We start from the raw sequence: 18,062 nt of genomic DNA, 5'->3' as shown, positions 1-18,062 counted from the left end.
GGGGCACGAGAAGCGCGGGCGTGATCCGACGTCAGCGATGCTGGATGTCAGCGGTGCCGGACGTCAGCGGCTCTGCTGGGCCGGGACACCACGCGAGATCGGCTCGTCCTCGGTGGGGGAGCCGGCCGCGGCCACCGCGGCACCGGTCAGCGTGGCCAGCATCTCGCGGACGTTGGTCAGCTGGGCGTTGATGCTGTCGCGGCGGTTGGTGAGCGCCGCCAGCTCGCGCTCGGATTCGCTGCGGATCCGGTCGGCCTTGGCGTTGGCGTCGGCCACGATGTCCTCGGCCTGGCGCTGCGCGGTCTCCACCGTCTGGCGGGCGCGGCGCTCGGCGTCCGTACGCAGCTTCTCGGCCTCCAGGCGCAGCTGCTCCGCCCGGTGCTCGATCTCCGCCAGCCGCTTCTCGGCCTTGGCCTGACGGGAGGCCAGGTCGCGCTCGGACTGCTCACGGCGCTTGGCGAGGTTCGTCTCGAAGTCCGCGGCGGCCTGGGCGGCCTTGGCGCGGGTCTCCTCGAAGAGGGAGTCGGCCTCCTCGCGCTTCTGCTGCGCGTCCTTCTGGGCCTCCTGGCGCAGCGTCGCCGCGTCGCCCTTGGCCTTCTCGACGATACGAGCGCCCTCGTCCTCCGCCTTGGCCTTGCGCTCGGCGGCGAACGACTCGGCGTCGTTGCGCACCTGCTGGGCCGCCGACTCGGCGAGCTCCCGGTGCTGTTCGGCGGCCCGGCGGGCCTCCTCGCGCAGGTCCTTGGCCTCCTCCTCGGCGAGACGGAGGATCTTCTCGACGCGCGCGCCGAGCCCCGCGTAGGACGGCTCCGCGTCGTTGATCTGGGCCTGAGCGTTCTGCGTCTCGAGGTGCAGCTCCTCGATGCGCTTTTCCAGAGAGGTGATACGGGCCAGTGCACTGTCACGGTCGGCGACGAGCTTGGTAATGCGGTCGTCCACCTGACCGCGGTCGTATCCACGCCGCACGAGCTCGAAGCCGAAGGGGGAGGAAGTGTCGCTCATGGGGTTCCTGTCGAAAGAGACCGGTGAGGTGATAGAGGGAATCCTAGGGGGCCAAACGGCGTGTCATCGAGTCAACGTCCGTTTGATCTGGAGAATGTCCAGCCTTTTGAGTGGCAGACAGCCAGACGGCTTGTCACTCGTCGGGATGATACGGACACGACACACGGTGTGTCTCTAGCGCCCCCGCCCACGAACACTACGATTCGGCAGCGCCCGCCCCAGGAGTCTCAGCCGTCCGAACGCTTGCCGCTCGCCCGGGTGCCCGCGCCGGCCGCCGTCTTGACCCCACCGTTCTCGTTCCTTCCCGAGTTCCCGCCCGAGCCGCCGGATGCGGGGGCCTCAAAAGACTCCAACGCCGCCAGCACGTCCTGGACACGGGAGATCTCCGCGTTGATGTCCTCCTGGCGCCGTTTGAGCAGCTCCAGCTCGCGCTTGCCGTCGTCGACGATCCGCTTGGCCTCGGCCTCCGCGTCGGCGCGCCTGCGCGTCGCGTCCCGCTCGGCGTCGGCCTTCTTCTGCTCGGCCTCCTTGAGCAGCGACTCGGCCTTCTTCACGGCGGCGATACGGACCCGGCTGGCCTCGCTGTTGGCGTCGGAGACCAGCGTCTTGGCCTTCTCCTCGGCCTTCATCAGCTGCGCGGTCGCGGCCGCGACCAGCTTGTCGACGCGCTCGCCGGTCGACTTCATCTGCTCCGCCGACTCCCGGCGGGCCCGCTCGTGCAGCTCCTCGACGTCCGCCTCGGCCCGGGTCCGCAGCTCCTCGGCCCGCTCCCGGATGGCGGTCGCATCGCCCCGGGCCTCGCCGAGCATCGTGTCGGAGTCCGTACGGGCCTTCTCCACCAGGCCGTTCGCCTGCGCGGTCGCCTCGCTGACGAGCCGGTCGGCCTCCTTGCGGGCGACGCCGATCATCGTGTCGGCCTGCTCCTCGGCGGCGGTCGCGGTCCGCAGCGCGGCCTCCCGCGCCTCCTTCGTCAGCCGGTCCGCCTCCGCCGTGGACTCGGTGATCAGCCGGTCGACCTGGATCGCCGCGTCCGAACGCCGCTTGTTGGCGTCCTCGCGCGCGCTGTCGACCGTACGCTCGGCCTCGGCCTGCGCCTTGGAACGGATCCGCTCCGCCTCCGCGGCGGCCTCGGTGGCCACCCGCTCCGCTTCCGCGCGGGTGCGCGCCGCGTGCTGCTGCGCCGAACCCACGGTCTCCGCCGCCTCGGTGCGCAGCCGCTCGGCCTCCGCACCGGCGTCCGCCAGCAGCCGCTCGGCTTCCTTCGTGGCCTCGCCGACCAGCCGGTCGGCCTGCCCGGCCGCCTCCGAGCGGATGTTGTTGGCGTCCCCGCGTGCCTGGGCCCGGGTGCGCGCCGCGTCCTGCTCGGCCGCCGCCCGTGCGTCGGATGCCTCCGTACGCAGCTGCTGGGCCCGTGCGTTGGCCTCCGAGACCAGCCGCTGGGCCTCCTCGGTGGCGCCGCCGACCAGCGTGTCGGCCTGCTCGGCCGCCTCGTTGCGGGTCTTGTTGGCGCTGCGGCGCGCGTCGTCCAGGATCTCCTGGGCCTCGGTGCGCAGCCGCTCGGCCTCGTTCGTGGCCTCCGTGATCAGCCGGTCCGCCTGCTCGGCGGCGTCCGAGCGGCGCCGGTTGGCCTCCTCGCGGGCCTGGGCGGACAGCCGGTCCGCCTCCGCGATCGCCTCCGCGACCGTGCGCTCCGCGAGCGCCTTGGCAGCTTCCGTCTCCTCATGGGCCTCGCGCCGCAGCCGCGCCGCGTCCTCAGCCGCCCGCTCCCGCTCGGCGTGCGCGTCCGCGCGGACCCGGTCCGCCTCCGCCTGCGCCTCGTGGCGGGTGCGGTCCGCGACGTGCTCGGCGGCCGTACGCAGCCCCGCGATCTCCGCCTCGGCCTGCTCGTGCAGCCCCGCGACCGAGTCCCGCACCGCTTGCGCGTGCTGCTCCGCCGCGCCCACCAGCTCCGCCGCGTGCCGCTCGGCCTCCTCGACCAGCCGCTGCGCCTCGGCCTGCGCCTCGGCGACCCGGTTGCGGGCGGCGGCCAGCAGCTCCTCGCTCTGCTCGTGGGCCAGGCTCCGCTCCCGCTGGGCCTCCTCGCGGGCGTCGCTCAGCGTCTCCTCGGCCTCGCGGCGGCGGCGGACCGCCTCCTCCTGCGCGGCCGCCAGCGCCTCGGCGGCCTCGGCCCCGATGCGCTCGGCCGCGGCGTTCGCCTCCGCGCGCACCCGGTCGGCGGTGTCCTGCGCCTCGGCGCGCAGCCGCTCGGCCTCCGTGGCGGCCTCGCCGCGCAGCCGTACCGCGACCGACTCGCCCTCGGCGCGCATATTCGACGCGTCCGCGACGGCCTCGTCGCGCAGCCGGTCCGCCTCCGTCTCGGCCTGCTGGCGCAGCGCGGCCAGCCGCTCGGCGGTCTCGCCGCGCAGCCGCTCGGTGTCCTCGGCCGCCTCCCGGCGCAGCCGCTCGGCCTCCTCGCGGGCGTCCCGCAGCGCCTGATCGGCCGAGGAGAGCCGCTGTTCGGCCTCCCCGTGCAGCCGGGCCAGTTCGGCCTCGGCCTCCTCGCGGCGGGCGGCGGCGGCGGCCTCGGCCTCCTCGCGGATCCGCCGGGCGGCCTCCGCCGCCTCCGACCTGACCTGCTCGGCCTGGGTGTCGGCCGAGGTCACCAGCTCCTCGGCCTCGCCGCGGGCCCGGTCGAGCGCCTCGTCGGCCTGGCGGCGCAGCGACGCGGCCCGCTCGATCGCCTCGGTCCGTACCCGCTCGCTCTCGGCGGTGGCGGCAGCGCGCGTCTCCTCGGCGCCGGTCTTCGCCTTGGCCAGCACGTCCTCGGCGGTGCCGGCCGCCTCCTCGATCTGCTGGACCGCCTCCCGGCGGGCCTCGGCGCGGATCCGCTCGCCCTCGGCCACCGCCTCCGCGCGCAGCTGCTCGGCCTCGCCGCGCAGCCGGCGGGCCTCCTCCTGCAGCTCGACGGTCTTGGCGCGGTACTCCTTGGTGTCGTCCTTCGCCGCGCCCTTCAACTGCTCGGCGGTGTCGTGCGCCTCGGCCCGCAGCCGGTCCGCCTCGGCCTCCGCCTTGGCGCGGATCCGCTCCGCCTCGTCGGCCGCCGCCTTGGTGGTGGCCTGGGCGTTCTCCGATGCCTTGGTCAGCACCTCCTCGGCGCTGCGGGCCGCCTTGGCCAGCTGGGCGGCCGAGTCCTCGGCGGTCTTGGCGCGCGCGGTCTCCTCGGCCTCGGCGATCAGCCGCTCGGCCTCGGCGCGGGCGTCGTCCCGTACCTGCTCGGCCTCGGCGCGCAGCGCCTCGGCCTCCTTGGTGGCCTCGCCGACCAGCCGGGCGATCTCCGCCTTGGCGGTCCGGGTGCGCTGCTCGTTGTCCGTCTCGGCGGCCGACAGCCGTTTCTCGGCCGCCTCCTTGGCCTCCGCGAGCACCTTCTCGGCCTCGAGACGCGCCTCGCGCAGCGATGTCTCGGCCTCCTGCATGCGCAGCTCGGCGGCCCGGGTCAGCTCGGTGGCCTGCCGGCGCGCCTGGTCGGACTCGGAGGCGGTGGAGGTGCGCAGCTGCTCCGCGTGGTGGGTGGCCTCCTGCGCCTGGGCGCCGGCCGTGTTCACCAGCCGCTCGGCCTCGGTACGGGCGCGGCGCAGGATCGCCTCGGCTTCGGAGCGGGCCGACTCCGCCTCCGAGCCGAGCCGGTCGCGGGTCTGGTCGGCCAGCCGCTGGGCCTCGGCACGGGCGGCGGCCAGCGCCTGCTCGGCCTCGGCGCGCGACTCGTCCATGAGCCGGCGGGCCTGCGCCTCGGTACGGGCGCGCAGTTGCTCGGCCCAGGCGACGTTCTCGTTGACGTGCGACTCGACGGTGGCGCGGCGCTCGGCGAGCTCCTGGTCGAGCCGCTGACGGCGCGCCACGGCCTCGGCGTGCAGCTCGGCTTCGAGCCGCGCCTGCCGCTCGGCCTGCTCCTGCAGCAGCCGCTGGGTCTGGGCCCGGGTCTCGCGCACCTCGCGCTCGGCGTCGGCGCGCAGCTGTTCCGCCTGCACCTGCGCGTTCCGCAGCAACTGCTCGGCCTGGTAGCCGAGGTTGGCGCTGTCGTAGGCAGGGCGGCTCGCGAGATTGCGGCGCGCCTCGTGCAGCTTGGCGCGCAGCACCTCGACTTGGTAGCCGAGGTCGTCGGCGTGCTGGACGGCCTTTTCCCGCTCGGTCTTCAGCCGCTCCATCTCGGCCTCGAACTTCGAGAGGTGGTCGTCAGGCTCGTAGCGGTCGTAGCCCCGCACTGCGCGGTCCCATCCGTCCCCTGGTCGCGTTGGCGGCCGGCTCCGTACCTGGGGGTGCCACGTGGCACCTCGCGGTCCCGACCTGGCGCCCGGCCGTGGCGGCCGGACCGGAGCTAGCCCTTCCGAAGAAATGGTGTCAGATCATCGGCAAAGCCTGGGCCGGACCCTGATCCCTTTCTGATCCCGTTCCCGTACCCCGGCCGAGGTTGCACTCTACCGGCCGGGGAAGCGGAAGGTCAGTGGTCCGCTTGAGTGATGGACTTCATCAGTCCCGCTCGTTGTCGGGGTTGTGTTCCTTGGTGGTGTGGTCCGCCGCCGCGGTGACGAGCTCGGTGAGCACGCCGTGGCAGTCCTTGGGGTGCAGAAAGGTGATCCGGGAGTCCATGGAGCCGCGGCGGGGCTCCTCGTACAGCACCCGGATGCCCTTGCCGCGGATGGCCTCGGAGTCGGTGTCCACGTCCGCCGTGCCGAAGGCGATGTGGTGCACCCCCTCGCCGTTCTTGGCCATCCACTTTCCGACGGCCGAGTCCTCCCGGATGGGCTCCAGGAGCTGTAGATACGAAGCTCCGCCGTCCGAGGTCTCGTTGATCTTGAGCATGGCCTCGCGGACCCCCTGCTCATCGTTGGTCTCGGTGTGGAACACCTCGAAGCCATACGTGGCACGGTAGAACTCGACGGTCTTGTCGAGGTCGAAGCAGGCGATCCCGATGTGGTCGATTCTGGTCAGCATGGTTCCAGTGCACCGCTCACACGGGTGGTTACGCAACGTGCGCGCGATCACACTGATGGCCCGGTGACCCGGCGGGTACTCGTCAGTACATTGACGATAACCCTCGTTAACTTCCTTCTCCTCTGGAGGACGCACCATGACTCGGACATCTGTGATCGTGGCGGGCGCGCGCACGCCGATGGGACGGCTGATGGGCAGCCTGCGCTCCTTCTCCGGAGCGGACCTCGGCGGGGTCGCGATCAAGGCGGCGCTGGAGCGGGCCGGGATCGGCGGCGACCAGGTGGAGTACGTGATCATGGGGCAGGTGCTCCAGGCGGGCACCGGGCAGATCCCCGCCCGGCAGGCCGCGGTGAAGGCCGGCATCCCCATGTCGGTGCCCGCGCTCACCGTCAACAAGGTCTGCCTGTCCGGGCTCGACGCCATCGCGCTGGCCGATCAGCTGATCCGGGCCGGTGAGTTCGACATCGTGGTCGCGGGCGGCCAGGAGTCCATGACCAACGCCCCCCATCTGCTGCCCAAGTCCCGCCAGGGCTTCAAGTACGGCGCCGTCGAAATGCTCGACGCGATGGCGTACGACGGGCTGACCGACTCGTTCGAGGGCATCGCCATGGGCGAGTCGACCGAGAAGCACAACACGCGGCTGGGCATCCTGCGGCCCGAGCAGGACGAGATCGCCGCGCTCTCCCACCAGCGGGCCGCCGCGGCCCAGAAGAACGGCGCCTTCGACACCGAGATCACCCCGGTGGAGATCCCGCAGCGCAAGGGTGAGCCGGTGATCTTCGACAAGGACGAGGGCATCCGCCCGGAGACCACCGTGGAGTCGCTGGCCAGGCTGCGGCCCGCCTTCACCAAGGACGGGACGATCACCGCCGGGACGTCGTCGCAGATCTCGGACGGGGCGGCGGCCGTGGTCGTGATGAGCAAGGCCAAGGCGGAGGCGCTGGGCCTGGAGTGGATCGCGGAGATCGGGGCCCACGGGAATGTGGCGGGACCCGACAACTCCCTCCAGTCGCAGCCGTCCAACGCGATCGCGCACGCGCTGCGGAAGGAAGGGATCGGGGTCCGGGATCTTGATCTGATCGAGATCAACGAGGCGTTCGCGGCGGTCGCGGTCCAGTCAATGAAGGATCTTGGCGTTTCCTCCGAAAAGGTGAATGTGAATGGCGGCGCGATCGCGCTCGGTCACCCGATCGGGATGTCGGGCGCGCGCATCGTGCTGTCCCTGGCCCTGGAGCTGCGGCGGCGGGGCGGCGGCGTGGGCGCGGCGGCGCTGTGCGGTGGGGGTGGGCAGGGGGATGCGCTGATCGTCCGGGTGCCGCGGGCGTAGCGGGTTCGGCGCGGTTCCGCGTGGTTCTGCGTGATTCTGCGCGGTTTGGCGTGGTTCCGCGCGGTTTGGCGTGCGGCCGGTGGGGGCGCCGGTGGGGCCGCGCGCCGTGGTTCTTGCCGTGGTGAGTCGTGTGAGGCGTCGTGAGTCGTGTGAGCCGTCGTGAGTCGTGGTGAGTCGTGTGAGTCGTCGTGAGCGGAAGGGAGCGGCAGTGATGGCCGATGTGTCCACGCTGGTGGAGCAGGCGCGGCAGGGGCGGCCGCGCGCGGTGGCCCGGCTGATCTCGTTGATCGAGGGCGACTCACCGCAGCTGCGCGAGGTCATGGCCGCGCTCGCTCCGCTGGCGGGCGGCGCGTATGTGGTCGGGGTGACCGGTTCGCCGGGGGTCGGCAAGTCGACGTCGACCTCGGCGCTGGTCACCGCGTACCGCAAGGCCGGGAAGCGGGTGGGGGTGCTCGCGGTGGACCCCTCCTCGCCCTTCTCGGGCGGGGCGCTCCTCGGCGACCGGGTGCGGATGTCGGAGCACGCCTCCGACCCCGGCGTCTACATCCGCTCCATGGCGACCCGCGGGCATCTGGGCGGGCTGGCCTGGGCCGCCCCGCAGGCCATCCGGGTGCTCGACGCCGCCGGATGCGACGTGGTGCTGGTGGAGACCGTCGGCGTCGGGCAGTCGGAGGTCGAGATCGCCGCGCAGGCCGATACGAGCGTGGTGATGCTCGCGCCCGGGATGGGCGACGGGATTCAGGCGGCCAAGGCCGGGATCCTGGAGATCGGCGATGTGTACGTGGTCAACAAGGCCGACCGGGAGGGCGCCGACGCGACGGTCCGCGAGCTGGGGCACATGCTGGGCCTCGGCGAGGCCCGTGCGCCAGGGGACTGGCGGCCGCCGATCGTGAAGACGGTGGCGGCGCGGGGCGAGGGCGTTGACGAGGTGGTCGAGGCCCTGGAGAAGCACCGGGCGTGGATGGAGGAGCGCGGGGTGCTGGCGGAGCGGCGGCTGCGGCGGGCGGCGGGCGAGGTCGAGACCATCGCCGTAACAGCGCTCCGCGCCCGGATCGGCGATCTGCACGGCGACCGCCGGCTGGGGACGCTGGCCGAGCGGGTGGCCGCGGGGCGGCTGGACCCGTACGCGGCGGCGGACGAGCTGGTGGCGGGCGTGACCTCGGGGTGACCTTGGGCTGAGCGGGTCCGTGTCGGTGCGGCTGCGTGGGTGTTGCGCTTGGGGTGCGTGGGTGGTGCGGTGCGTTTTCGGGTGCGGGTGCGTCGTGGTGCGCCTGCTGTGCGTGGTCCGGCGGGGGCGGGGCCTCCGGGGCTGTCACCCTGGACCGCATATTTACGGCGCCGGTGCCCGGAAGCGTGGCGCTGACCGGAACTTGGCGCCACAAATATGCGTAAGCGTCCAGGGCACCACCCCTGCACCCCCGCCCCCTCCCGTCTCGTCGGCGGCTACAGCCGCTCCGTGGCTTCCAGCCGTACCCGTCCGCCCACGTCGATCAGGCCGTCCGGCCGCGGTGCCGTGAGGATCTGGGAGCCTCGGCCCTGCGCGATGTTCAGGGCGCGCCCGAGCTGGGCGGTCAGCAGTAGCGCCGCCGCGCCCGTCGCCTCGTCCTCGTCGATGCCGTCGCCGCGGCCGGGGAAGGCGCGGGCCCTGATCCGGCCTGCCGCCTCTTCCTCCCACGCCCAGGCGTAGATCCACTCACCCGGCTCCGGGATCGTCAGGGCGTCTACCTCGGCCGCTGAGTGGTAGCGCCGTAGCGTGCGCGGCGGCGCCCATTCGGGGCGCGCCTCGATCCAGTTGAACTCCCCTTCGAGCCGGGCGCCCACCAGACCCGCGGGCGTGACCAGTTCGGGCACGTCGAGCAGCCAGGCCGTGCCCACGCACGGGTGCCCGGCGAACGGCAGCCGCAGCGTCGGCGTGTAGATGTCGACGACGCCGCGCTCGGGGTCGTCGACGAACACGGTCTCGCTGAAGCCCAGCTTCCGCGCGAGGGCCTGGCGTTCGGCCGTCCCGGGGATGGCCGAACCTCGGCGTATCACGCCGAGCGTGTTGCCGTGGCGGCCGTCGGGCCCGCAGAAGACGCGCAGCACGTCGTAATCGGTCACCTGTGCAGTACATCACGCCGCCGTGGCCGCTCATGCGGCCACGGCGGCCCCGCTAGACGCGGCCCCGCTGGGCGCGCAGATGCTCGGCGATCGGGGTCAGGGAGGTGTGGAGGGCGTCGAGGGCTTCGGGGCTGAGCAGGTCGATGAAGTGCTTGCGCACCGATTCGACGTGGTGCGGTGCGACCTTGCGCATGGTCTCCCAGCCGTCTTCGGTGAGGACCGCGAAGAGCCCGCGCCGGTCGGATTCGCAGTGCTCGCGGCGGACGAGGCCCGCGTTCTCCATCCGGGTGATCTGGTGGGAGAGACGGCTCTTGGACTGCAGGGTGGCGGCGGCCAGGTCACTCATGCGCATCCGGTGGCCCTCCGACTCCGAGAGGTTGACCAGGATCTCGTAGTCGTTCATGGTCAGGCCGAACGGCTGCAGGTCTCGTTCGAGCTGATACGTCAGCAGCCTGCTGACGTCCAAGTGGATGCGCCAGGCGCCCTGTTCCTCGGCGCTCAGCCAGCGCGTGCCGTTCTCGGTCTCCATGGGAAGCATTCTACCTGTAGAAGTTGAATTCTGAACCAATGGATATGAGGTCACCTGTTCGAGGTTACACTCCGCATGCTCGCGCTCACGAACCGGTGCCCCCTGTGGTCCCTATGGGCACCTCGTCCATGACCTCTTCCGTCGACTGGAGCAGTACGGTCCCCGCGCCGACGAACTCGAACTGGTGCTCCTCGCCCGAGGTCCCCCCGAGGCCGGTGTGCGCCCGGATTCCGCCGAGGACGCCGCGCAAGTACTCATGATCGTAGTGGTGGTTGGGCGTTGGGCAGTCCGCCCAGCCGACGAGCGCCTGCGGGTCGACCCGGATCGGCGGCTCCATGAAGACCACCGGGCCGTTGGAGGCCGCGACGAATTTGCCGGTGCCGATCAGGGTGAGGAAGCCCGGGACGATCGACTGCTTGAGGGACAGCGAGGGCTGGAAGGCCAGCAGATTGCCCGACCGGATGGTGAGATTGCCGTCGTCGAGGTCGTAGGAGTTGACGTCGAAGGCCCGGTCCGCGAGCACCATCTTGCCCTGCCCCTCGGCCACCACCCAGTCCGCGGCGTGCAGCGGGGAGTGGAAGCTGTGCGCGATGAGGTGGTCAAGACGGCCCAGGCCCACACCCTGGAAGTCGATCCGCCCGTAATAGGCGATCATCTTCCCCTTCTGCAGGAACCACTGGCCGTTGAGTTCCACGCTGAAGGCGTACGGATTGATGTTGTCGTCGACCGGGAGGGTGTACGCGTCGTGGATGACGGGGCCGTTCAAAGCTTCTCCTCCGATGCCTGGACATACACCGTGCCGGTGCCCGAGAGCTCCAGCTGGAAGCCCTCTCCCGAGCCGCGGCCGACCATTTCGCGCCAGCCGAGGGCGGTCGAGAGCTTGTTGCGGACGTCCCCGCGGTGGGCGACATACGCCTGCGGGTCGACATGGACCGGGCGGCCGGGGGCGATCGGCAGCTGGATCACGCCGCCGTGCGCCATGACCGCCGCCGAGCCGTGCCCCTCCAAGGTGGTGGTGAACAACCCCTGGCCGGTGACCTGGCCGCGCACGATGCCCATCACCCCGCCCTGCGAGCCCATGAACATCGTGCCCTGGCGCAGTGACCCGTCGAAGGCGAGCAGCCGGTCCGACTCGACGTAGAGCTTGTCGCCGGCCAGGTGGATGACCTCGACATGGTGGCCGCCGTGGCCGAACATCACCGTGCCGCTGCCCTCGACGGTCATCAGCGGGGTCGCCTCGCCCGCGACCCGGCGGCCGATCATGCCCATCACCCCGCGCTGCCCGCCGGTGATGCTCGGCGTGAACCGCACCTCGCCCCGGTAGGCCAGCATCGCCCCGCGCTGGCTGAAGACCGTCTGGCCGGGCTGCACCTGCGCCTCGACCATGCGTGAGTTGAGGATGTTGAACGGCATCACACATCCCCGCCGATCGTGTTGCGCTCGCTGGGCTGTACGTACACCAGTCCCTCGCCCTCGAAGCGGATCTGGAACGCCTCGCCCGAGCTCTCCCCTATGAGCGTGCGGAAGTTCACCCCGGACTGGAAGTGCTGCTTGAGCTTGCCCGTATGGGCGATATACGCGCCCGGGTCGACCTGCAGCGGCAGCTGCGGGGTGACGCGCAGCACCACCGCCGTGCCGTCGGAGAGGATGGCCGCCTGCCCGGTGCCCTCGACGGTCGTGGTGAACAGGCCGTTGCCCTGTGCGGAGCCGCGCAGCCCGGTGAAGGAGGTGCCGGTGCGCAGCGCGGCGTCCGTGCACAGCAGATTGCTGGCCTCCACATGAAGCGTCTCGCCGTGCAGCGAGACCAGGTTGATCTCGCTCGCCCGGTCGGCGAAGTAGCACGTGCCGTGTCCTTTGACCTCCATGACCGCCATCTGCTCGCCGGTGAGCCGCCGGGTCACCATCCCGCGCAGCCCCTCCCCGCCGCCGGTTTTCTTCTTGAAGGTCATCTCCCCCTCGTACGCGACCATCGAGCCGTTCTTGGCCTTCACCGAATCGCCGGTCATGTCGACGGCGAGCACCTTGCTCCCCTGGAGCCGAAACTGAGCCACGGATCCGACGTTATCGGGACCGAACGGCGCGGAACAGGGACAGCCGGACCCCGGCGCGGTGATCGGTTACGAGGCTGCGACAATGCGAGGGGAGCTTGTGCATGACTTCACAAGCTCTGCTCCGTGTTCTCTCGTCGTCCTCTCCCTAAAGGTGCTGCTCCCGTGGACTTCAAGACCGCCACCGCACTGCGGCGGCTCCGCCTGGTCTCCGCGCCAGAGGCCGTCTCCTTCCTCCTGCTGCTCGTCTGCTCGGTGCTCAAGCGCACGACCGACTTCAACGCGGTCCCGGTGATGGGCATGGTGCACGGCATCCTGTTCATCCTGTACCTGGTCTTCTGGCTGGACGCCTGGAAGCGCGCCCAGTGGGACCGCAAGACCGCCGCGCTCTACTTCGTCCTCTCCATCCTCCCGACCGGCGGTTTCTTCGCCGAGCGCAAGCTCAAGCGGGAGGCGGAGGCCAGCGTGATCGCCGACCGTGCGCGCCGTGAGGGCGTGGTCAACGCATGATCGTCGCCTTCTCCGTGACGCCGCTGGGCGTCGGCGAGGACGTGGGGGAGTACGTCGCGGACGCGGTGCGGGTGGTGCGCGAATCGGGCCTGCCGAACCGTACGGACGCGATGTTCACGTCCATCGAGGGCGAGTGGGACGAGGTCATGGACGTCGTCAAGCGGGCGGTCGCGGCCGTCGAGGCGCGGGCGCCGCGGGTGTCCGTGGTCCTCAAGGCCGACATCCGTCCGGGTGTGACGGACGGGCTGACCTCGAAGGTCGAGACGGTCGAGCGGCATCTGTCCGCGTAGCCGTACGAAGCGCCGCTAGCCGGCGCCCCCGCCCAGCAGGGCGATGCCCAGCGGCGTGCGCTCGTACAGCACCCGGTGGCCGTCGCGGCGCGAGGTCAGCAGACCGGCCGCGCGCAACACCCCGAGATGCGCCGAGACCGACGACGGCGCCAGGCCCAGCCGCTGGGCCAGTGCCGTCGTGGCGGTGGGGTCCTCCAGGGCGCTGAGGATGGCCGCGCGGTTGGCGCCGAGTAGCCGTACGAGCGCGTCCGCCGCGCCCTCGGCGGGCTCCTGCCAGAGCCCGCCCACCCCGCGCGCCGGATAGATCACCGTCGGCTGCCAGGGCGGCACGAAGCCGCTCACCACGTCCGGCCAGACAAAGATGCTCGGCATCAGCAGCAGGCCCCGGCCGTCGAGCTCCTGCACCTCCGGGCCCCCGGCCCGGGTGCGGACCGTGAGCCGCCCATCGGCCCAGGACAGTGCGGGGCGCAGATCGGCGAAGAGCCGCTCGAGGCCGCCGTCTGCCAGCTGCCGGGCCCGATAGGCCACATCGGCCTCCAACAGGTCGCGCACCCGGGGCCAGTCCGGCTCGAGCAGCGCGTGCCAGACCTGCTCGGTCAGATCCGCGAGCCGCCGCACCGCCCGCGCGGGGTCCTCCAGCACCGAGCGCCCGGCCGCGGACTCGGCGGCCCCCGGCGTGCCGGCCAGGGAAAGGGCCATCTCCCGGCGGGCCGCCTCCGGCTCGGTCGCCCGCAGCCGCGCCAGCTCCTCCTCGAAGGAGGGATACGGCACCGCCGGCGGCGGGCCCAGAAAGTCCGGGGTGTAGCCGCGGATGGGGATGAACAGCGCGAGCAGGGAGAGGTCGAGCCCGGCCACGGCCGAGCGGACCCGGCGCAGCCACGGCAGGTGATAACCGTGCCGCTCGGAGCGCAGCAGGGTCCGCACCGCCTCGTGTGTCTGGCACAGCGGCGAGATGGCGAACCGGCAGCGCAGCAGGTCGTCCGGTCCGAATCTCATGTGCAGTGGCATACGGCTCCCCCGGTTTCCGTGAGGCGACCCCGATGAAGATTCGCCTCGGGGCGAAACACTAGAGCCCGCGGCCCCTCCCCGGGCACGCTGCCGCCATGCCAACGCCTTCCGGGTCCGGGACGACGGACCCCACCCCGACGCGCCCTGCCGCAGACGCCTCCGGACCCGAGCCCGCGGCCGACGCCGAGGGGCCCGTTCTCCCGGAACCCCGCCCGGGAGGCGCTGGCTACCCGGCCGTCTTCGCGGTGCGCGAGTTCCGGGCCGTGTTCCTCGCGCATCTGCTCTCCATGCTCGGCGAGGTCATCTGCGGTATCGCGCTGTCCGTCCTGGTCTACCAGGTCACCGGCTCGCCGCTGCTGAGTGCCCTGGCCTTCGCCTTCGCCCTGCTCCCGTACGTCATCGGCGGCACCCTGCTGTCCGCCGTGGCCGACCGCTACCCCGCCCGCCGGGTGCTGGTCGTATGCGATCTGATCAGCGCCGGCTGCGTCGCCGTGATGGTGGTGCCGGGCATGCCGGTCGGGTTGCTGCTGGTGCTGCGCTGCATCCCCGCCGCGGTCTCCCCGGTGTTCAGCGGGACGCGCGCGGCGACGCTCGGCGACATCCTGGGGGAGGGCGATCTGTTCGTACTGGGCCGCTCCGTGATCCGGCTGACCGCGCAGGGCGCGCAGCTCGTCGGGTTCGCCGCGGGCGGGTTGCTGCTGGCGGCGGTCTCTCCGCGGGCCGTGCTCGCGATCACGGCGGCGTCGTTCGTGGCGTCGGCGCTGGTGCTGCGCCTGGGCACCCGGCACCGCCCGGCCCGTACGGACGGCCGGCGGGGTGCGCTGCTCGGCGATTCGCTGCGTGGCATGAAGCAGCTGTTCGCCGTCGCGCGGATCCGGGCCCTGTTCCTGCTGTACTGCGTGCCGCCGACGTTCGTGGTGATGTCGGAGGCGCTGATGACCCCGTACTCGGACGGCCTCGGCCTCGGCTCGACCGGGCTCGGGCTGCTGATGTGCGGGATGCCGATCGGCGCGATCGTCAGCGAGACCCTGGCGGGCACGCTGCTCGGCCCGGCGGGGCGGGCGCGGCTGACGCTCGTGGTGGCGGTGGTGTGCATGCTGCCCTCGCTGGGGTACGTCCTCGAGCCCTCGTTCGGCTGGGCGCTGGCGCTCCAGGTGGCGACGGGCTGCGGTATGGCGTACAGCCTCGGCCTCGACCAGTGGTTCATGGCGGCCGTACCGGAGGAGCTGCGGGGGCGGGCGATGACGCTGCTGACGGCGGTGCTGATGACCGCGCAGGGCCTGGGCATGGCGGTGGCGGGCGCGGTCGCCGAGGCCGCGCCGGTGTATCTGGTGGTGACCGGGGCGGGGGTGTGCGGCACGGTGTGCTCACTGCTTGCGGTGGCGCTGGTGCGGCGCGGTACGGCACGGCCGGGGGCCGCCGGCAGTACGGGGTGAGGGCGGCTCCGGGCTTGTCCGCCCGAAAGGTGAGACTGGGCTGACCACGATATGACTGGCCGGTAGGGTCGGTAACGTGTCCAAGCCGCTCAGCCTTTCCTTCGACCCCATCGCCCGCGCAGACGAACTGTGGAAGCGACGGTGGGGGTCCGTGCCGTCGATGGCCGCGATCACCTCGATCATGCGGGCTCAGCAGATTCTGCTGGGCCAGGTCGACGCGGTGGTCAAGCCGTACGGACTGACCTTCGCCCGCTATGAGGCGCTGGTTCTGCTCACTTTCTCCCAGGCCGGTGAGCTGCCCATGTCCAAGATCGGCGAGCGGCTGATGGTCCACCCGACCTCGGTGACCAACACGGTGGACCGGCTGGTCAAGTCCGGTCTGGTGGACAAGCGGCCGAATCCGAACGACGGCCGCGGGACGCTCGCCTCGATCACCGACCGGGGCCGCGAGGTGGTCGAGGCGGCCACCCGCGATCTGATGGCGATGGACTTCGGCCTCGGGACGTACGACGCCGCGGACTGCTCGAACATCTTCGAGATGCTGCGGCCCCTGCGGGTCTCGGCGGGTGACTTCGACGACGAGTAGGACCGGCTGGGGCGGCGATACCGGCGGGGGGTGGCGAAGATCGCCCCGGAACGGACGGTTACGCTCGACGTCATGAAGCGAAGCGTATTGACGCGCTACCGGACCATGGCCTATGTCACGGGCGTCCTGCTGATCCTGCTCACGATCGGTGTGATCGCCAAGTATCTGCTGGACGTGGACGGCGCGTCCGGCTTCGTCAGCGTCGTCGGTATCGCACACGGCTGGCTCTACGTCCTCTACCTGGTCTTCGCCTTCGACCTCGGCTCCAAGGCGAAGTGGCCGTTCGGCAAGCTGGCCTGGGTGCTGCTCGCGGGCACCGTCCCCACCGCGGTGTTCTTCGTCGAGCGCAAGGTCGTGGCCGAGATCGAGCCGCTGGTCAGCGGCGCCGAGCCGGAGCCCGCCAAGGCCTGATCGCATCGAACCGGGGCCCCGCCTGTTGTCCCCCGAACGGACCGACGGGGCCCGTTTCGCGTCGACATTTACTAGGATGTCCAAGTAAATTTGGCGTTATGGACGCGGAAGCCATTGAGGCGGGCCGCCGGCGCTGGCAGGCCCGGTACGACGCGGCCCGTAAGCGTGAGGGCGCCGGGGGTTCGGGGGCGCGGCCCCCGAGGGATTGGACGCGCAGTACGTTGTCCGGGGACCCCGTGGACCCGGTCTACGGACCCGCCCCCGGCGACAGCGTCGCGGGATTCGAGCGCATCGGCTGGCCCGGTGAGTTCCCGTTCACCCGCGGTCTGTACTCCACCGGCTACCGGGGCCGCGCCTGGACCATCCGCCAGTTCGCCGGCTTCGGAAACGCCGAGCAGACCAATGAGCGCTACAAGATGATCCTCGAGGCGGGCGGCGGCGGACTGTCGGTCGCCTTCGACATGCCGACGCTGATGGGCCGCGACTCCGACGACCCGCGCTCACTGGGCGAGGTCGGCCACTGCGGGGTCGCCATCGACTCCGCCGCCGATATGGAGGTCCTGTTCAAGGACATCCCGCTCGGCGATGTCACCACCTCGATGACGATCAGCGGCCCCGCCGTCCCCGTCTTCTGTATGTACCTGGTCGCCGCCGAGCGCCAGGGCGTCGACCCCTCCGTACTGAACGGCACGCTCCAGACGGACATCTTCAAGGAGTACATCGCGCAGAAGGAGTGGCTGTTCCAGCCCGAGCCGCAGCTGCGGCTGATCGGCGACATGATGGAGCACTGTGTGCGCTTCATCCCCGCGTACAAGCCGCTGTCGGTCTCCGGCTACCACATCCGCGAGGCCGGGGCCACGGCCTCGCAGGAGCTCGCGTACACCCTCGCCGACGGTTTCGGGTACGTCGAGCTGGGGCTCTCCCGTGGGCTCGACATCGACACCTTCGGAGGCGGCCTGTCCTTCTTCTTCGACGCGCATATCGAGTTCTTCGAGGAGATCGCCAAGTTCCGCGCGGCCCGCCGGATCTGGGCCCGCTGGATGCGCGATGTGTACGGGGCGAAGACCGAGAAGGCGCAGTGGCTGCGCTTCCACACCCAGACGGCCGGGGTCTCGCTGACCGCGCAGCAGCCGTACAACAACGTCGTGCGCACGGCGGTGGAGGCGCTGTCCGCGGTGCTCGGTGGCACCAACTCGCTGCACACCAACGCCCTGGACGAGACGCTTGCGCTGCCCAGCGAGCAGGCCGCCGAGATCGCGCTGCGCACCCAGCAGGTGCTGATGGAGGAGACCGGCCTCCTGAATGTCGCCGACCCGCTGGGCGGTTCCTGGTACGTCGAGGCGCTGACCGACCGTATCGAGGCCGACGCCGAGAAGATCTTCGAGCAGATCAAGGAGCGCGGCCGCCGGGCGGTGCCGGATGGACAGCACCCCATCGGGCTGATGACCTCGGGCATTCTGCGGGGGATCGAGGACGGCTGGTTCACCGGCGAGATCGCCGAATCGGCCTTCCAGTACCAGCGGGCGCTGGAGAAGGGCGACAAGAAGGTCGTCGGCGTCAACTGCCACAAGGGTTCGGTCACGGGCGATCTGGAGATCCTGCGGGTCGGCCATGAGGTCGAGCGCGAGCAGGTGCGGGTGCTCGCGGCCCGTAAGGAGGCCCGCGACGGCGCACGGGTGGCCGCCGCCCTGAAGGAGCTGCTGGCCGCCGCCCGCGACGGCTCGAACATGATCGAGCCGATGCTGGAGGCGGTCCGGGCGGAGGCGACCCTCGGCGAGATCTGCGGCGCGCTGCGCGAGGAGTGGGGCGGCTATACGGAGCCGGCGGGCTTTTAGCGGCTGCACGGA

General features: G+C 71.5%; 17 protein-coding genes. 8 read left to right on the top strand and 9 right to left on the bottom strand.

The features are described from left to right. Positions 1-63: 63 nt before the first annotated feature. From ACH4U7_RS32185 to mce, 3 genes are all read right to left on the bottom strand, one after another. Positions 64-1,002 carry a cellulose-binding protein gene (locus tag ACH4U7_RS32185; protein ID WP_385615996.1) on the bottom strand — a complete coding sequence of 313 codons (939 nt, stop codon included), beginning with the start codon at positions 1,000-1,002 and terminating at the stop codon, positions 64-66. Between the two features lie 227 nt (positions 1,003-1,229). Continuing rightward, positions 1,230-5,240 (bottom strand): polarized growth protein Scy, encoded by a 4,011-nt coding sequence (gene scy, locus ACH4U7_RS32180; RefSeq protein ID WP_398531290.1) that lies wholly within the window; start codon positions 5,238-5,240, stop codon positions 1,230-1,232. A 265-nt stretch (positions 5,241-5,505) separates the two neighbouring features. Continuing rightward, the gene (gene mce / locus ACH4U7_RS32175) at positions 5,506-5,970 is read right to left on the bottom strand and encodes a methylmalonyl-CoA epimerase (protein ID WP_398531289.1); all 465 of its coding nucleotides are present in this window, start codon (positions 5,968-5,970) and stop codon (positions 5,506-5,508) included. A gap of 136 nt (positions 5,971-6,106) precedes the next feature. Here mce and ACH4U7_RS32170 point away from each other — a divergent pair, with 136 nt between their 5' ends. Beyond that, positions 6,107-7,297: an acetyl-CoA C-acetyltransferase gene (locus ACH4U7_RS32170; protein ID WP_398531288.1), complete on the top strand. Its 1,191-nt coding sequence runs from the start codon at positions 6,107-6,109 to the stop codon at positions 7,295-7,297. Positions 7,298-7,508: 211 nt separating this feature from the next. After that, a complete protein-coding gene (meaB, locus tag ACH4U7_RS32165) occupies positions 7,509-8,465 on the top strand; it encodes a methylmalonyl Co-A mutase-associated GTPase MeaB (RefSeq protein WP_398531287.1) in 957 nt (318 codons plus the stop codon). A 275-nt stretch (positions 8,466-8,740) separates the two neighbouring features. Here meaB and ACH4U7_RS32160 read toward each other — a convergent pair whose 3' ends face one another. The 5 genes from ACH4U7_RS32160 to ACH4U7_RS32140 all read right to left on the bottom strand — a co-directional run bounded on the left by ACH4U7_RS32160 (position 8,741) and on the right by ACH4U7_RS32140 (position 11,977). Continuing rightward, a complete protein-coding gene (locus tag ACH4U7_RS32160; RefSeq protein WP_398531286.1) occupies positions 8,741-9,397 on the bottom strand; it encodes a PhzF family phenazine biosynthesis protein in 657 nt (218 codons plus the stop codon). Positions 9,398-9,449: 52 nt separating this feature from the next. Further along, a complete protein-coding gene (locus ACH4U7_RS32155; protein WP_398531285.1) occupies positions 9,450-9,926 on the bottom strand; it encodes a MarR family winged helix-turn-helix transcriptional regulator in 477 nt (158 codons plus the stop codon). An 85-nt stretch (positions 9,927-10,011) separates the two neighbouring features. After that, positions 10,012-10,692 (bottom strand): AIM24 family protein, encoded by a 681-nt coding sequence (locus tag ACH4U7_RS32150; RefSeq protein ID WP_398531284.1) that lies wholly within the window; start codon positions 10,690-10,692, stop codon positions 10,012-10,014. Beyond that, complete coding sequence (locus ACH4U7_RS32145; protein ID WP_014176343.1) at positions 10,689-11,339, bottom strand: AIM24 family protein; 651 nt, start codon at positions 11,337-11,339, stop codon at positions 10,689-10,691. Before ACH4U7_RS32145 ends, ACH4U7_RS32150 begins: the two co-directional genes overlap by 4 nt. Next, the gene (locus ACH4U7_RS32140) at positions 11,339-11,977 is read right to left on the bottom strand and encodes an AIM24 family protein (protein ID WP_398531283.1); all 639 of its coding nucleotides are present in this window, start codon (positions 11,975-11,977) and stop codon (positions 11,339-11,341) included. The genes ACH4U7_RS32145 and ACH4U7_RS32140 overlap by 1 nt, the downstream gene beginning before the upstream one ends. A gap of 162 nt (positions 11,978-12,139) precedes the next feature. Here ACH4U7_RS32140 and ACH4U7_RS32135 point away from each other — a divergent pair, with 162 nt between their 5' ends. Both ACH4U7_RS32135 and ACH4U7_RS32130 read left to right on the top strand, forming a co-directional pair. Beyond that, positions 12,140-12,484, top strand: coding sequence for a DUF3817 domain-containing protein (locus ACH4U7_RS32135; RefSeq protein WP_014176341.1), 345 nt, complete (start codon positions 12,140-12,142; stop codon positions 12,482-12,484). Further along, on the top strand, positions 12,481-12,774 hold the full coding sequence (locus tag ACH4U7_RS32130) for an MTH1187 family thiamine-binding protein (RefSeq protein WP_014176340.1): 294 nt from the start codon (positions 12,481-12,483) through the stop codon (positions 12,772-12,774). The genes ACH4U7_RS32135 and ACH4U7_RS32130 overlap by 4 nt, the downstream gene beginning before the upstream one ends. 15 nt (positions 12,775-12,789) lie before the next feature. Here the strand turns inward: ACH4U7_RS32130 and ACH4U7_RS32125 are convergent, their stop codons facing one another. Beyond that, on the bottom strand, positions 12,790-13,782 hold the full coding sequence (locus ACH4U7_RS32125) for a DUF5937 family protein (protein ID WP_398531282.1): 993 nt from the start codon (positions 13,780-13,782) through the stop codon (positions 12,790-12,792). Between the two features lie 95 nt (positions 13,783-13,877). Here ACH4U7_RS32125 and ACH4U7_RS32120 point away from each other — a divergent pair, with 95 nt between their 5' ends. From ACH4U7_RS32120 to ACH4U7_RS32105, 4 genes are all read left to right on the top strand, one after another. Further along, complete coding sequence (locus tag ACH4U7_RS32120; protein WP_398531281.1) at positions 13,878-15,218, top strand: MFS transporter; 1,341 nt, start codon at positions 13,878-13,880, stop codon at positions 15,216-15,218. 76 nt (positions 15,219-15,294) lie between these two features. Then, a complete protein-coding gene (locus ACH4U7_RS32115) occupies positions 15,295-15,804 on the top strand; it encodes a MarR family winged helix-turn-helix transcriptional regulator (RefSeq protein WP_398531280.1) in 510 nt (169 codons plus the stop codon). 72 nt (positions 15,805-15,876) lie between these two features. After that, positions 15,877-16,215 carry a DUF3817 domain-containing protein gene (locus ACH4U7_RS32110; protein WP_043490159.1) on the top strand — a complete coding sequence of 113 codons (339 nt, stop codon included), beginning with the start codon at positions 15,877-15,879 and terminating at the stop codon, positions 16,213-16,215. Between the two features lie 98 nt (positions 16,216-16,313). Continuing rightward, positions 16,314-18,050, top strand: coding sequence for a methylmalonyl-CoA mutase (locus ACH4U7_RS32105; protein WP_398531279.1), 1,737 nt, complete (start codon positions 16,314-16,316; stop codon positions 18,048-18,050). Positions 18,051-18,062 lie beyond the last annotated feature (12 nt).

It is taken from the genome of Streptomyces sp. NPDC020845, from assembly GCF_044334165.1.
Classification (GTDB): domain Bacteria; phylum Actinomycetota; class Actinomycetes; order Streptomycetales; family Streptomycetaceae; genus Streptomyces.
The sequence above is the reverse complement of the archived record's forward strand: the minus strand, read 5'-3'. Positions and strand labels throughout refer to the sequence as shown.